Origin of the sequence: Glutamicibacter sp. BW77 (genome assembly GCF_002332285.1) — a bacterium.
In the GTDB taxonomy this organism is placed as follows: Bacteria; Actinomycetota; Actinomycetes; order Actinomycetales; family Micrococcaceae; genus Glutamicibacter; species Glutamicibacter bergerei.
In genome coordinates this window covers 14,506-29,576 of the sequence record NZ_NRGT01000010.1, presented here as the reverse complement: position 1 = coordinate 29,576, position 15,071 = coordinate 14,506, and the positions used below count along the sequence as shown (strand labels likewise).

General features: G+C 56.2%; 16 protein-coding genes. 3 read left to right on the top strand and 13 right to left on the bottom strand.

Annotated elements, in window-relative coordinates; translation table 11 throughout:
* Window positions 1–58 precede the first annotated feature (58 nt).
* Genes rlmN through CIK74_RS01255 form a run of 4 tightly spaced genes read right to left on the bottom strand, consistent with a single transcriptional unit; the run spans window position 59 to window position 4,356 of the window.
* Entirely contained in the window at window positions 59–1,354 is a 1,296-nt protein-coding gene (rlmN, locus tag CIK74_RS01270; RefSeq protein ID WP_240520423.1) for a 23S rRNA (adenine(2503)-C(2))-methyltransferase RlmN, read from the bottom strand.
* 14 nt (window positions 1,355–1,368) lie between these two features.
* On the bottom strand, window positions 1,369–2,535 hold the full coding sequence (locus CIK74_RS01265; protein ID WP_096253897.1) for an NAD(P)/FAD-dependent oxidoreductase: 1,167 nt from the start codon (window positions 2,533–2,535) through the stop codon (window positions 1,369–1,371).
* On the bottom strand, window positions 2,525–3,238 hold the full coding sequence (locus CIK74_RS01260; RefSeq protein ID WP_096253896.1) for a methyltransferase domain-containing protein: 714 nt from the start codon (window positions 3,236–3,238) through the stop codon (window positions 2,525–2,527). Before CIK74_RS01260 ends, CIK74_RS01265 begins: the two co-directional genes overlap by 11 nt.
* Complete coding sequence (locus CIK74_RS01255; RefSeq protein ID WP_096253895.1) at window positions 3,238–4,356, bottom strand: type III polyketide synthase; 1,119 nt, start codon at window positions 4,354–4,356, stop codon at window positions 3,238–3,240. Before CIK74_RS01255 ends, CIK74_RS01260 begins: the two co-directional genes overlap by 1 nt.
* 161 nt (window positions 4,357–4,517) lie before the next feature.
* Here CIK74_RS01255 and CIK74_RS01250 point away from each other — a divergent pair, with 161 nt between their 5' ends.
* On the top strand, window positions 4,518–5,186 hold the full coding sequence (locus CIK74_RS01250; RefSeq protein WP_170947688.1) for a GntR family transcriptional regulator: 669 nt from the start codon (window positions 4,518–4,520) through the stop codon (window positions 5,184–5,186).
* A gap of 11 nt (window positions 5,187–5,197) precedes the next feature.
* Here the strand turns inward: CIK74_RS01250 and CIK74_RS01245 are convergent, their stop codons facing one another.
* From CIK74_RS01245 to glsA, 9 genes are all read right to left on the bottom strand, one after another.
* Entirely contained in the window at window positions 5,198–5,851 is a 654-nt protein-coding gene (locus tag CIK74_RS01245) for a GPP34 family phosphoprotein (RefSeq protein WP_096253893.1), read from the bottom strand.
* A gap of 9 nt (window positions 5,852–5,860) precedes the next feature.
* Window positions 5,861–7,114: a hypothetical protein gene (locus CIK74_RS01240; protein WP_096253892.1), complete on the bottom strand. Its 1,254-nt coding sequence runs from the start codon at window positions 7,112–7,114 to the stop codon at window positions 5,861–5,863.
* A 42-nt stretch (window positions 7,115–7,156) separates the two neighbouring features.
* Window positions 7,157–7,903: a sulfite exporter TauE/SafE family protein gene (locus CIK74_RS01235; protein WP_096253891.1), complete on the bottom strand. Its 747-nt coding sequence runs from the start codon at window positions 7,901–7,903 to the stop codon at window positions 7,157–7,159.
* 1,518 nt (window positions 7,904–9,421) lie between these two features.
* Entirely contained in the window at window positions 9,422–9,997 is a 576-nt protein-coding gene (locus CIK74_RS01225; protein WP_141392827.1) for a hypothetical protein, read from the bottom strand.
* Window positions 9,994–10,599, bottom strand: a complete 606-nt coding sequence (locus CIK74_RS01220; RefSeq protein ID WP_141392826.1) for a hypothetical protein — start codon at window positions 10,597–10,599, stop codon at window positions 9,994–9,996. Before CIK74_RS01220 ends, CIK74_RS01225 begins: the two co-directional genes overlap by 4 nt.
* Before the next feature lie 38 nt (window positions 10,600–10,637).
* Entirely contained in the window at window positions 10,638–11,126 is a 489-nt protein-coding gene (locus CIK74_RS01215; protein ID WP_170947686.1) for a signal peptidase I, read from the bottom strand.
* Between the two features lie 76 nt (window positions 11,127–11,202).
* The gene (locus CIK74_RS01210) at window positions 11,203–11,793 is read right to left on the bottom strand and encodes a hypothetical protein (protein WP_096253886.1); all 591 of its coding nucleotides are present in this window, start codon (window positions 11,791–11,793) and stop codon (window positions 11,203–11,205) included.
* 26 nt (window positions 11,794–11,819) lie between these two features.
* Entirely contained in the window at window positions 11,820–12,371 is a 552-nt protein-coding gene (locus CIK74_RS01205) for an alternate-type signal peptide domain-containing protein (RefSeq protein ID WP_096253885.1), read from the bottom strand.
* 366 nt (window positions 12,372–12,737) lie between these two features.
* Window positions 12,738–13,784 (bottom strand): glutaminase A, encoded by a 1,047-nt coding sequence (gene glsA / locus CIK74_RS01200; RefSeq protein ID WP_096253884.1) that lies wholly within the window; start codon window positions 13,782–13,784, stop codon window positions 12,738–12,740.
* Window positions 13,785–13,992: 208 nt separating this feature from the next.
* Here glsA and CIK74_RS01195 point away from each other — a divergent pair, with 208 nt between their 5' ends.
* Window positions 13,993–14,415 carry a hotdog domain-containing protein gene (locus CIK74_RS01195; RefSeq protein WP_096253883.1) on the top strand — a complete coding sequence of 141 codons (423 nt, stop codon included), beginning with the start codon at window positions 13,993–13,995 and terminating at the stop codon, window positions 14,413–14,415.
* A gap of 206 nt (window positions 14,416–14,621) precedes the next feature.
* Complete coding sequence (locus tag CIK74_RS01190; RefSeq protein WP_096253882.1) at window positions 14,622–15,044, top strand: VOC family protein; 423 nt, start codon at window positions 14,622–14,624, stop codon at window positions 15,042–15,044.
* The last annotated feature ends 27 nt before the right edge of the window (window positions 15,045–15,071 follow it).

Below are 15,071 nucleotides of genomic sequence, written 5' to 3'. Positions count from 1 at the left end.
ATGGCAAGAGCCCTGCCTCACGCTTTCACGTGTGGCAGGGCTCTTGGGTAACTGAAGATTAGTCTTCGTCGGCTGCGAGCTGTCCGCAGGCGCCGTCGATTTCCTTACCACGAGTATCGCGCAGCGTGGTTGGCACGCCGAGGCTGTCCAACCGGCGCACGAACTTGCTGGTGATGTCCTTCTCGCTTCGTGTCCAGACCGAGCCCGGTACCGGGTTCAGCGGGATCGGGTTCACGTGGACCCATCCGCGGCCACGGGCGTTGAGCTTCTTCGCGAGCATTTCTGCACGCCACTCGTGGTCGTTCATGTCCTTGATCAGCGCGTACTCGATGGAGACGCGGCGTCCGGTCTTCACGTAGTAGTCAAACGCGGCGTCTAGCGCCTCGTCGACCTTCCACTTTGAGTTGACCGGGATCAGTTCATCGCGCAGCTCGTCATCCGGTGCATGCAGCGACAGAGCGAAGGTCACCGGGACGTTTTCTTCGGCCAGTTTGCGGATGGCAGGAACCAGACCCACGGTGGAGATGGTGATGCCACGCGCGCTCATGCCCAAGCCTTCAGGGGCGTCGGCGACCATACGGTGCACGGCGTTCATCACGCGCTTGTAGTTGGCCAGTGGCTCACCCATGCCCATGAAAACGATGTTGCCCACGCGCTCATCTGGGTGCTTCTGTCCGCCCAGACCGCCCTCGGCGATCACGCGGTTAGCCTGGACGATCTGATCCAGAATTTCGGCGGTGGACATGTTGCGGGTCAACCCGGCCTGGCCGGTGGCGCAGAATGGGCAGTTCATACCGCAACCGCACTGCGAAGAGATGCACAGGGTGATGCGGCCCGGGTAGCGCATGAGCACGGATTCGATCAGCGAACCGTCGAAGAGGCGCCAGAGGAACTTGATGGTCTTGCCATCGTCGGTTTCCAGGCGCTTCACCTCGGTGAGCAGCTTCGGGAACATCGCCTCGGCTAGTTCCGCGCGGCGCTCCTTGGGAAGATCGCTCATCTTCTCCGGGTCGGTGGTGTAGTGCGTGAAGTAGTGCGTCGACAGCTGCTTGGCGCGGAAGGCCGGCAGGCCCAGTTCCTTCAGCTTGGCCTGGCGCTCGGCCAGGGAAAGGTCAGCCAAGTGCGTTGGCGGCTGGGAGACGCGGCGTTTGGTGGCAAATTGTAGTTCGGGGCGGCCATCGGCGCCCATCTCCTGCTTCCAGCCTTCGGCCGTCGGAACGACCTGAGCGCGGCCTTCGGCCTGGGCTCGGGACTTGGAAATACGGAGTTGCTGGGCACGCTGCGCGGCGGCCTGCTCGGTGCGCAGGGCCTTACGCTCAACGGCGGAAAGTGTGGTGGAGTCGCTGGAAGTCATTGCTACCTATTGTTTCACGTATCTACTGGATGTTGGCGGTGAGTTTGGGCACGCATCAACGAGTCGGTCATGGTGAAAATTCTTGCTACCGAATCATGCAGTTCCCGGTTCGCTAAAACCCGCGAGAGCACCGCGTCACGCGGGCCACTGAGCCATGGCGGAATCGGCCGGCCGAGCATCATATTCAGGTGTGCCCGGCGGGCGGCAAGCCGTGCTGCGGATAGTCGAGTGCGTTCAAAGGCCGCTAAATTTTGCCTGATGGTCCCGGCACTGAGCACCTCGGCGAGCGCTCCCGCGTCCAGGAGCCCTAATGCAAGGCCCTGGCCACCAATGGGGCTAATTTGGTGGGCGGAGTCGCCGATGAGGATGGTTTGGCCGTGGACCATATTTGGCACCGCAAATTGTGCTGTCGTGAAGTCGCTGTGCATGGTGCGTGAGTGTTGCGCTAGCCGGTGGCCGGTGCGTTGGTGGACGAGTTCTTCCAACGACATGCTTTGGTTTTTAGGACGGTGCGCCACCCAGCGGCGTTGCTCGCCGGGCAGCGGAAAGGATTCGATAATTCCGTGTGGATGCAGGTAGAGTACCGCGGCGTCGCCCAAACCGCTGGCATCGGGATAATCTCCCATACGGTAGGCATCGGGCAGTGTTTTGCCGCGCCACGGCACCGCTAAGGCACGGCGTACTGCCGAATCCACCCCGTCGGCGCCAATCAGCCACCGGGCACCATGGACCTGGAGTTTTGCATTGCTGTGCTGCACGGTGAAGTGCACGCTATCGCTGCCCTGCCCCAGCACGCGTTGGAAGCGGCAACCTTGCTGAAGAGCCTGTGGTGCCAGCTCTTCCAGCGCCTCTCGCAAGAGCAACTGGGTTTGGCGTTGTGGCAATGTCAGCACATATGGGTAGTTACCGGGGATGCGCGCAAAATCGAGAGCCGCGCTGTGACCTGACGCGAAGACTCCCATTCCCTTGCGGATCTGCAGGCCTTGGCGCGTGAGCTGTTCAGCAATTCCGGCTTCCTGCAATATTTCCAGGGCCGGTGGATGCAACCCGATTGCTCGCGAATGCTCGCCCATCTCCTGACGTTTTTCGAAGACTTGCACGCGATGGCCGCGTTTAGTTAGCAAGATGGCGAGGGTTAATCCCACCGGTCCGGCGCCGATGATGGCGATGTCAGAGCGCATGGGCCGGTTCCCAGAGCACCAGGTTTCGAAAGGGGCGGCGTTCTTCTACCCGCCACCCGGCGGGTACACGCCGGGCCAGTTCGACGGGGGTGAAACTTCGTCTAATGGAAAGCAGACCGTCGCGCCGGATGAAGGAGCTCGTTGCCAGTGGCAGCGTCGCCGCGCCGAAGAGCACTGCGGCTATCCGTGAGCGGCGAATATCCGCGTGCACTACTCGTCCGGTGGCCAGACGTTGTGAATCCGCCAGCAACCCGGAGAATTGTTGCCCATCGAGATGATGGAGCAGGTGGTTGGAGATGACCACATCAAATTGGGCCTTCTGCGCTACCAGTTGACTGCTGTCGCTCTGGCGGAATTCGAGACGGCTTGCGGGTAATCCCGATTTTTGTCCGGCACCGCGCGCATAGTCAAAGGCTCGTTCGTCGGGGTCGATTCCCAAAACTTTGAGGTTGATTCCGTCGGCTAACGCTCGTTTGGCCAGCATGATAGTGATATCCCCACCACCGCAGCCGATATCCAACAAGGTGGCGGGCCGGTTCGTGGGCAACTGATCCACGATGAGCTCTGCGTATAGCCTGCCCCACCCGGCCACTGCCCTGTTGACCAGTGGAAATTGTGCGTAGGTTCGGCGCAGAAGTATTGGGTCGCAGTCGGGTCTGTCCATTTCTTCGACGGCGTCCTCGGCGCGGGCGAGCTCAAACATTAGGCGTCCGAGCGCAGGGTGAACAGCCCCGTTTCCACCGTGAGTCCCGGACCGAAAGCCATGGCGCAGACTCGTTCGCCGGCCTTAGCCGCTGGATTCTCCATAATTTCTTTGAGCACAAATAACACCGTGGCACTGGACATGTTGCCGTAGTCGGCGAGGATTTTGCGAGCAGGCTCTAGCTGGACCTCGCTGAGTTCCAGCCGGTTTTGCACCCGATCCAGGATCGCTCGGCCACCGGGGTGAATCCCCCAGTGCTTGATCTGTGAAACCTGCAGTGCTGGCGTTACGTCTTTGGCAAACAGTGGTTCCAGTGCGCCACTGATGTGGTCATCGATAATATGCGGGACGTAGGTGCCAAGCACCATCTCGAAGCCTTCATCGCCGATGTTCCAGGCCATGGCTTCCTCGCCCACCGGGGTCAGCACGGTTTCAAAGGCGTCCATATCCAGTCCCCCGTTGCCACGCTGAGAAACGAGGGCCGCAGCGGCACCATCGGCAAAGAGCGCAGAACCCATGATGGTGTCCGGATTGTTGGAGCTACGCACGTGCAGGGTGCATAACTCGGCGCACACCACCAATACCGTTGCTTGCGGATCGGCCAGGCAGAAATCCCGGGCGGCTCGTAGCGCGGGAAACGCTGCGTAGCAGCCCATGAATCCTAGGTGGTGGCGCACAGTGTTGGGACGTAAACCCAGTGCCCGCACAATTTGGTAGTCCGGACCGGGGTTGTAAAAGCCCGTGCAGGACACCGTAATCACATGGGTGATTTCATCGGCCGCTATATCGGGACAGGCCTCTAGCGCTTTGCGTGCCGCGGCAATAAATAGTCCCGGTGCGTGTGCAACATATTCGTTGTTTCTCGTCGCGGTGCTCGGCGAATGAAGCTGTTGGGTGCGCGCATCGTAGAACAGCGGATTGGCCGGTGGGTTGAGCGTATCGAAGTCCTCAACACAGCTATAGCGGGTATTAATCGCTGAAGAATCAAAGGAGGTGGCGATCAGGCGTTGGCCCAGACGGGTTAGTCCAGGTTGCACTGCGAAGACATCGCGGACCTCAGCTTGTTTGAGGATCGTATTGGGCACGGCGGTCTGGATAGTACGCAGCATCACTGACATGTCCTGAGCCTAAGCGCGCAGGAGGTCTGCGTAAAGGGTCGGCTCAAACTGTCAGTTATTTACAAGTTTGCCCAGTCGCTCAATACTCTGAGTACGCAGGCATAATATGATTATTTTAATTGCCATTCACAATGGGTTCGGCAAATATTGAGGAGGCCAGCATGGCAAAAGCATCAACGCATTCGCTAGAGGGAATTCGCCGGACCATTTTGGACGGGTTTTGGTCCCCTGGGGATCGCTTGCAGCCCACCACTTTGGCCGAACAATTCAGCACCAGCACCACGGTGATCCGTGAGTCCTTAACCCGCCTTGCCGGTGAAAACTTGGTCACCATTCGGCCCAACCGCGGATTTTTTGTCCCGGATCTGAATCTGGGCGAGCTAGCCGATATCACCGAATTGCGGTGTGTCACCGAAGCTCTGGCCGCGAAGCTTGCCACTGAACGAGGAACCGTCAGCTGGGAATCCTCGCTGATCGCGATACACCATAAGTTATCGCGCACCCCTCGGCGTCTGCCCGAGGAACCAGATCGTGTGAACCCGCAGTGGTCGCAGGCGCACCGCGAATTTCACCACCAGCTCTTAGCCCCGTGCGAATGCCAGCCAATGCTTAAGCTCTCCGGAGATCTGGCCAACTTCACCGAGCTCTACCGGCGCTGGGCCGCGCCATCACAGGCAGCAGTTGCCCGCGACGTCGAACAAGAACACGCAGACATTCTTGAAGCTGCGTTGGCTCGTGACGCCGAGAAGCTGGGCCAATTATTGCGCAACCACTACCAAGCAACCGTCGACGTAGTGATGCATGCTGGACTGGTTGAGCAGCCTGCCTAAGCCGCGGTGTCTTAGCTAGCGCCGGGCAGGATGGTGTTCGTAGTGACCGCCTCGTTCATAGTTGCGACCGCTCTGCGCACCGCGTCACCGGCGCGAGTATCCGTGGCAACTTCCTTAATTCGCGCTTGAGCCTGCGTTGTACCAATGGGCTCAATTTCTTCGGCCAGCACCCGCTGCAACACACCCATGCCATGAATGATGGAAAGCAGCGTCGCCTCGTGGGTTACGGCCTCACGCTGTCCCTGAAGTACCAAGCTCAACCCACTACGGAATTGGCGTTCCAGCTGCCCATTAAGCACGCGGACCGGCGCCTTGCCTAAGCCCAATAAACCTCGCTCGCCATATTCGACAAGCCCCTGCTTAGCTAGAGAGTCAGTAACAAGACGAATATTGCATAGCCCGTTAATGGCTACGGCCGAATCAAGATTTATCCCGTCTTTCCCTTCGAGCTTTTCCAGCGAGTGCTCCAAGACAGGGTCGGCGATTGGTCCAGCGCCAACGATGGTGATTCGTGGATTCGGATCATCGGTGAGCCCGATTCGTCCTGCCAAGATTAGGTCGGCAATGATGGCCGAGTTCATCCCGTATTTATAGGAGCTCATCACCGTTTCCGGTTGTCCGTCGTCCTTGGTTAGCAGTAGATACAGCATCTCGGAGATCAACATATTTCTAGGCTACCGAGTTTGGAAACCTACGTCCTCCCCATTACGACGGATTTCTTGATGTCCAAAATATGGTTCGGAAGATGCACCGCCCGCTTCCGCGCCTGTTGTAATTTGCTCGCGTTGTTCACGTCGACGCGCACGTTTTTCCTTGCGCAGCTGTCGCTTCTTGTCGTGAATCAGCGCCGACGTGGTGCGGATAAACACCGAGATCCAGGTGAAAATAATTGCCACGACGGCAAGTTCGAACCCGGTGAGGTTGTAATAGCCCCATTCCTGCCACAGCAAGAATGAAAGCCACAGTGCACCGAGCGCGGTCAGCGACATCAGATGGAAGATCACCGGGTATCCAGGAAGCAGCACCGCCGTGCTGAGCAAAAGCAACACCATGCCGATAGCTGCTAGTTGCACAAAAGCGCCATGTACCTCGGGGGCAACGTTCACCGGGACAATACCGATCAGGATGACACCCAGGGCTACTGCGAGCAGGCACCAGCGGACAATACCGGGGCGTGGGCGAAGGTATTTTGAAAAACGATATTTCTCTAAGCTCGGGCGGCACCGGTAGGTACGCGCGAGTCTGGCTAGGTCTCGGGTCATGAATTCGGTAAAGGCAGCCAAGACAAGCCCCGAGATCACCAACGTGGTGTTGAACGTCCAGAAGGAACCGATACCCGCGTCATAGGTGCCTAGGGAAGAGAACATCGATTGCCACCAGCCCCGATCTTCTGCCAAGAGCATGCTGATGACCACGCCCGAGGCCATGAAGATCCCCAGGATGACCGATAGTGTTTCAGAATTTGTACGAGCGGTGGACACGAGGCATAGGTAGGCGCTGACACCAGTGGCTCCACTGACAAGCAGGGAACCTGCAACAACATCCACGCGGAGCCCAAAGAACGCCTGTTGCATCAGATGGAAAGCCACCAACAAAATCATGATGGCACTGGCTGTATGCACCAGAATGAGCCCTGACATCGTCACGATCTGACGCCATCTAGGGACGCGTCTCAGCCAGGGTTCGCGGGAAAGTAAAAGCCGTCGGAAAGCTATAACGCTGACTAACGCCGCACAGATCCCTCCGGTGCTAGCCGCTACGGCACCTACGGACAGCCCGCCAGCCAATGCTGGCCGATTACCAACAAAGAGGATAAAGCCGACAACTAATCCGAGGATTGAACAGAAAAATCCGGCCCACAAGGCCTGCCGCTCAATGTCGAGTTCCGTGGCCGGTTTACCTTGGGTTGCAATGTCGTCGTTCCGCACACTACCAATTGTCTCATTAGTAGATTTTTATTCATCCTCGGCCTAAGTCAGGGCCTGAGTAAGTCCGTTAACCATCAATGTGATGGCACCGGCAAAGGCAACGATAATGACAAACGCCCGGCTGAATTTTTCCGGAATTTTGGGCGCAAGATAGTTGCCCAACAAAATGCCCAAAGCCATTGCAACGAGACAGCCGACCCACTGCGTCCAGTGCAGTACGGGCATCCCGCCCTTAGCCAGCAGCGAAGCGATGGCCAGCACGAAGAAATACAGCTGAACGGAAATTGCGAACTTAGCCTGTGGCCAGCGGCTAGCCACCGCGTAGCCGGCGATGGCTGGTCCCGAAACACCGGCGGTCACGGACATGAATCCTGAGATAGCGCCGGCACCTATGGCCAGCCCCTTGCTCTGTGCGGCGCGCAGATTGCGCACCATGAAGCTTGAGAGCAACGCAAGAATAACCATCACCGCGATACCGACGGAGAGCCACGGTCCACCAAGTTTGGAAGCGGCCCACGCTCCGGGGATCGTCATGATGACCGCTGGTATTAGCATCAGCAGAATCTTCTTATACTCAACGGCTCGGAAGACTTGAATAAGGATCAGGAAACTGCTGCAGGCGCCAAGAAAATTGACCACCATGACCCCATGGAAAGGGCCCAAGACCATCACAAGAAAGGGGGAAGACACCAGAGCGAATCCCATACCGGAGATTCTCTGGGTGGAAGCACCAACGAAAACAGCTGCGCTAAGTCCTAGTAAGGATGCGAGTTGAACACTCTCGACCACGTAGTCTCCATTTCGCAAGGTTTTCCTACTAGTACGTTAGTCGAAAGTCGACCCGCACATGAATGTGGCACGTGGATATATTGTCCCAAATCTGGCTCATTTTGCTCGTTGCTATCGAGTAAGTCAACATTGCAGCTGCGCTTCCTGATCAGCGAGCTTATGTTCGTTCCCCGTGCTTAAGTAAGGAAAATTTCGTGTTCAGGAATTCGAGCAAGCTGGAGATATCTTCAGGGAGACTGCCTTTGTAGATATGGCTAACGAATCTCGTGCCAAGTTTTTTAGGCATGCCGCCTGTTAGCAGTCCATATTTCTGAAGTGCGTCGGTACCAGCATTTTTGCTGGTGGGAAGCTATACCTACTTGAACAAAACGTTGAACCAAACTTTTCTAACTACAAGTAAAATCACGTGCGAGGAGCAGACCGGGGTGATACACAATATTCCTGCCCGGTGAGGAAGCGACCACCGAGCTCCACCCGATGTTAGCGCCGTTTTCGGCGACTACCTTTCCATCGTTTGTATACACAACCAAGAGCTTAAGCGGTGTTGCCCTGCTCGATCCGGACGTGATTAGTCCCAGTAGGCTGAGCCCTGGCCCGTAGGATGCCGTTGTGGCAGTGCGATCAATATTTGTGTAGACGAATGTTTGGGTCCCAGTTTGAAGACGCAAGACTAGTCGCGCGCCTGTAGGGAGTTGCTGTTCTGGCCAAGAAATATTTGCAGTTGTTAACAGTAGCCCGGACTCGGTACACCCTAATGTTCCCGCTGGAGACGACACGAATACACTCTTTATTGGGGCCGTAGCGTTAGCTGATCCTACGAATGCTGCCTCTGTCGTCAGAATTTGCGGAGTAACAAGCGACGCTACTGCAATTAAACCGGTGAGTGCGAAAATCAGTCGGTTTCGACTTGCAAATTTGGCAGGATCAGCCCTGAGCGATCTCCGCTTCGGACTTAATGAATCTTCCTTGGAGACAGCATCATTTCCGGAATCATGGTTTCCGTCGGTTGTACCAGGCAATTTCGTTCCTCGCACACCAAACGCGAGATACAGCAAATATGCGCAGAGCAATCCGCCGACGAAAAATGCCCACGGCTGGTTAAACCAGCTAATTACATAGCCGAGAAGAGGCACGGAGAATAGCAACTGATCAGCTGTCTCTACCACGTACGGTTGCAGATCCTCCACAGGATTCGCATCACCTTTGAGGATCAACCCCGATGGCCCGTTCTCCACGACTCGATGGGTTACTCGCGTTCCTTCGGAGTTAAGTACTGAAACAATTTCACCGGGTACTATTTCCGACATCGCCGCAGGCACGGCAAGGCCAAGAGATCCCGTGGGAATTTCTGGTCCCATGGATCCCGAAGCAAAAATCAACGGTTTTAGCCCAAAGGCAAACATGCAAAAGGCCATCAGCAAGCACAGCGTCCCGAGTACCGCGCCAATATTGAGGGCCCATCGTTGCCAAGCGCGTAGCTGTCCAGCGCTCTCGCTGCTCCCTTTTTGTTTTCGCATCTCAGTTACCCACCGTGGCTGTGAATTTCAGTTTCACGCTTGTCGTGTTTCCCTGCAAAGAATTCGCGGCGGTCAGGGGTAAGGAATATTCCACACATATTGTCTCTGCAGCGCCCGGGCTTAGATTTGCCCGCTGAACTCCTGCAGGAAAAGCCGATCCTGCAACCTTGGTGAAAATAGCTGCGCTTCCGGAACAAGTTGCATTTGGCGCAGTCCCGACTACTGAGGATCCGGTCTTAACTACAACTTTCAGTGCATTACCCAATGCGCCGGAACCAGTTTCGACCACTTCACCTTCTATTTTGTAGGGAACTGAAATCGTGCTCGTGTTCTTTACCGCAACCATGGCTGCATGGCTTGAACCGGGATACCAATTCGTAGCGCTTACGGGCACCACATATTCGGAGGTCGTTGCTTCCGCCGCGCTCTTTCCGGTTGCAAGCGAGACCGTGGCAGTCCCGAGATTAGCGGTGGCTGTCGCGCTGCCGGTCCACGCAGCAAGAGTGGAAACAGAACCAAAACCCACTAGTATTCCCATGGCCAAGAGTGCTTTAACCTGCATTGCCCTTCTGATCATGGAAGCTCTCCTTCGGTGTTGTTTGTTCGCTGAGCTCGTCGTTTGGAAGTCAAATAAAGTAGGCCTCCGGCCAGCGCCATTCCCAGGGCCAAAGGAACGATGTACGCGTTGAACCCGGTGTCTCCCAAGCCATCTGGTTCGTGCTCCTCTGGTTGCTCACTCGGAGGAGAGTCTGGTGATTTCGGTGGATCGGCCTCCTCCGGTCTGAGGATTTCACTAGCGTTTACAACCACCCCTAGATCTAGCTCCACTAAGTCTTGAGTATGTTTGGACGCTTCAATCGGTAGCCAGAGTTGCACTTCTATTTGGATTGCTTCTCCGGCATTCAGCTTTGTTTTCTTTGTGTGTACAGGCCCGATTTTCACGGCTGAATTGGCAACGGTCTCTCGTGGTTCCACAAGAATACTGACAGGGTGGGCGCGGTTGTTTTTCACCCAAAAACTCTGGTTAAACACGTCGCCCGGAACTAAGACTGCGATGTCAGCAAAAAGAACTGGCGGCTTGAGCGAATAGTTGCGTCCATCGCTGCTGTAGCTTAACGAGTCACCGCTATTCTGTGGTGCCGCGGCATGACCCATGCCCGGAAGCACCGCGAAAGTCATGAATAGGATCGTTGATAGTGAGAGCCAGATACGTAGTTTCATGGCCCTTCTTTCGCTTTTTTGTCGCGCCATGCTCCGAGCAACATAACCAGCGCATAAGCCAGCAGTCCGCCCACCGCCACCCTCGTCAGCCAGATGCGTTGTTCGCCCGAAAGCGCCGAATTCACGTAGCCCAAATACGGTACCGAGTACCAGAGACTGCCACGGATTTGTTGCGCAATGACGGGCTCATCATCGGTGTTGTTAGCATCACCACGAAGCGTGAAACGTTGTTCGCCGTCGGTAGTAGCGCCAATGCCAACCACCCTGTGCGTGACCACCTCAGACTCTCCCGATTCCAATTGGTAGGTCATCACGTCGCCAATTCGGATGTCTTCGGGTTCAAGCGACTTCACCACGATAAGGGTTCCAGGCGGGAGGCTCGGTCGCATCGAGCCGGTCAGCACCGTATACGCCGTGCTACCGGTGAGCCGGGGAACAACGATCATGACTGCTATGAGGGCGAGCACCAAAAAAAAGCAAGCCACGAGGCAATTTGACCGAGCCACCACAGAGTACCGGTCTTGTTCTCTGCGGCGCGACGCTCCGCGCGCGTTAAGACGTTCATTTCTGTTGCCCCACGAAGTTCAAAACAAGTTTGATACGTCCGCCCGATGCGGTTTGCGGGGCGTCTCCTGGCACTGCCAGCCGTATGCACAGCGCCTCGGAGCGAAGCTCACTCTCCGCAATATCCAATGACCGCAGGGCGTTAAATTTCGCGGTTTGAGTGGCCGGGCCTTGATACAGCATTTCACCGCTTAGACTCTGCTGGCTGGCACAGTTTGTCGTACTCATCCCCGCATAAATGCTCAGTACTGCCGCTGAAGAAAGAGCTTTATCAGCTGTAGTAGGAGCATCGGGCAGGCTAGAGACCCCGGACAAGTCGTAATCCAATGCGACATCTCCGGCAACGCTCAGCGTTAATGGTGCCTGAGCGAAACTGCCAGGAACAAGATTGTTCGAGTTCATTTCCTTGAAGTCGTACGCCTTCGAGACGACCGTGCCATCGCCGGCCAGTAGATCCATTCGACCGGTGGTAATCGGCGTTGGATCGACGGTTCCTTCAGCGCGCCAACTAGCAACCGTGCCTTGGGCGCTGAGAAACAGCACCAAAAGCACGGCTGCTAGAATTGCAGCTTTCAGTTGCTTAGGCATGAAGGAACCTTCGAGACCTACCTCGTTTAGCGCACCTGGTTCAGAGTCAGAGACAGCGCGGTCAGATCAACAGGCACATCCATGGTGGTGTCGGGGGTGCTTGCCTCGGTGCCTTCAGCGAAAGCAACTGTGATTTTCACCGGCAAATTGTAAGTACCCTCGCCTTCGAAGCTGAGCACGTCACCAACTTCGGTGAGCCCTGCGGCTGCTTCATCGACGTCGAGCACAATCGTCACGTCATCAGCCAGCTCTGCCGGCACTGCGCCTGCCGCGCCCACGCTTAGTTCGCCCTTGATATTCTTGCCTTCGGCGCTGATCGCAACGACCTGGTCGAAAGACAAGGTGTCACCAGGAACAATCTCATCGTTTGCAGGGTCAAAAGGGACGCCTGGCTCACCGGCTGAAATATCAGTCCAAACCCCTGGCGTTGTCGTCGCATCGAGCGTCAGGTGACCAGTTGCCACAGTTCCCGCGTCTACGTTTTCGGTAGCCTGCCACCGTGCCACGGTTCCTGCCCCGCCAAGTAGCAATGCACCGGCCGCGACTGCCGCAATGGTCGCCTTCGTTGTTTTCTTCATTTTTGTCCTCACCTTTGCCGAGCCCACTGCAGGTCTCCCTACCAGTAAACCGGAAAGGGTAATATTTTCAACACGCGGATAGATAAATATGAAGTATCTCAGTCTTCCGAGATTCTTAAACGCCGACCGGCTATGTGTAAACCAAATAAATCGAGGTTATTGTCCGCTGTGACCTGCTATTTCAGAGATACTCGAAGAAAAGATCGATTGGACTGATACCACGCCGAAGCAAGTGGTCAGAAAAATTTGTCTGGTTGGGTCAGGAAAATAGACGGTTAGTCATCTTGGAAAAAGGCCGTGCTCATGTGAGCACGACCAAGTCGCTAGTATGAATAATCCCCGTTGAGGGGCCCGCCGCAGAGAGTGTTAGCCCCTGCCTGCTTTAGCCAGCAGGCTCTTCTCCGGAGCCGAAGCAAATAGGTTCAGGCCCATGGCGCGCGACAAATGCCCGATCGCCAACTGCGCTTTCACCGAGTTGCCTGCTATATCCAGGGGTGGCGAGAACGCGCCAATAGCGCCCTTACCCGGTGCTATGGCGACGATGCCACCGGAGACACCTGACTTAGCTGGGATCCCGATCTCGAACAGCCAATCCCCCGAGTGTTCGTAGAGACCACTGGTGGCCACGGCGGCAAGGGTGTCACGGCAAACGTCCGCATCCACTACACGCTGACCGGTGACCGGATTGACCCCACCATCGGCGAGGGTTGCGCCCATGACCGCGAGATCATAAGCGGTGACGTTCAATGAGCATTGCCGGGTGTAGACATCCACTGCGGCCAGTGGGTCACCTTCGATGCGACGGTAGCTTTTGAGTAGTCGACCTACGGCTTTATTTCGTTCATTAGATTCGGATTCAGAGGCATACACGTCATCGTCCAGCGTCAGTTGGCGTCCGGCGAAGGCAGAGAGGCCGGCGCGGACATTTTCCCATTTTTTGGCCGAGGTGCGGCCCGGGATCATCTCGGTGGTGGCGATCGCACCGGCATTGACCATCGGGTTCATCGGGTGGCCGTTATTCAGCTCGACTGCCATCACAGAGTTAAAGGGCATGCCGGTGTTGTTCACGCCGATGCGTTCACGGACAACTTCTCGGCCGTGTTCTTGAACCACGAGCGCGTAAACGAACATTTTGGCGATCGACTGAATAGAAAATTCGTGCTGGCAGTCTCCGACCTCGTGCACCGAGCCACCCACGTGGGACATGGCGATGGCGAATAGATCGGGGTCGGCGTGACCAAGGATAGGGATGTAGTGGGCCAACAATCCGTCATCCACATCCGAATAACGCTCATGTGCCTCGTGTAGAAGCTCGTCAATTTTCTGGTGTGCCAGCGAACCGGTGGATACCTGCTGGACAACATCATCGAAATCGGTAGGGATGGTTTCGTTCCCGTCCGAAGGATAGTTCATGTTCACCCACTTTCTACTTATGTTTTTACGTTTTTCTCTGCTCTACGTTGAGACTACCAATAGCGCTCCTACTTGGCATCAAGTAGTGCATCATTACACAGTAAGAGCGTCTCTCAGCGATCATTTATGACCCAAACTAATTGTGTTTTCGCTGACATTGTGCAGAGCCTTACAGCGCCCAGAGCCGATCTGACCTAGCATTTTAGATATGGCTAACGGAATCACTTTTCACACACGCAAATGGGTTCGCCCCGAAGATCTCAACGCGAACGGCACGCTGTTCGGCGGAAGCCTGCTGCGTTGGATCGACGAAGAGGCGGCCATCTACTCGATCATCCAGCTTGGCAACAAGCATGTGGTCACCAAGTTCATGTCTGAAATCAACTTCATCGCCTCCGCTAAGGAAGGCGACCTGATTGAAATGGGCCTGACCGCCATCGACTTTGGTCGCACCTCGGTCACCCTGCGCGCCGAAGTTCGCAACATCTTCACCCAGGAATCGATCCTGACCATCGAGAAGATCGTATTCGTCAACATCGGCGAAGACGGCAAGCCGCAACCGCACGGTTATGACCACATCACCTACACTCGCGACCGTATCCCGCTGGAAATCACCAAGGCGCTGATCTAGTTTTCGGACCGATCCCCTCAGCCAACGTTGAGTTGACGGTGTGGTGCCCCAGTCCTCGTTGTGAGGGCTGGGGCATTCGCGTTTTCAGGTCCAGCGTAACCGCCAATATTTTGGTGTGAAAACCTCTTGTCGACGGGACCGTGTTGGGGCAGAGTTTGTCGCGGGCGCAGTTCGCGCCCTGCCCCACCAGTTACCGAGGTATGAGCATGAGCAAGATGATCTTTGTAAACCTACCGACCGCTGATCTGGCCAAGTCCGACGCCTTCTACTCCTCTATGGGTTACGAGAAGAACATCACCTTCTCGGACGAGAATGCAACCTCTTGGATCGTTGCCGAAAACATCTTGATCATGGTGCTCCGCGAAGAGTTCTTTGCCAGTTTCCTTGTTGATGGAGATGTTCCCGCGCTGGGTTCAAAGCACAGGGAGGCCCTAAATGCACTGTCCGCGGAGACTCGGGACGGGGTCGATGATTTTGCCGCACGCGCAGTTGCTGGTGGCGGCAGCATCTACCGGCCGGCCGACGAACCATTTCCCGGCATGTATCAGGTGGCCGTCAAAGACCCCGACGGGCACGTCTGGGAAATCGCGTGGATGAGCCCCGAAGCGATGGAAAATCCCACAGCTTAGCCCAGCTTTCCTCTCCTCCGCCGCTGG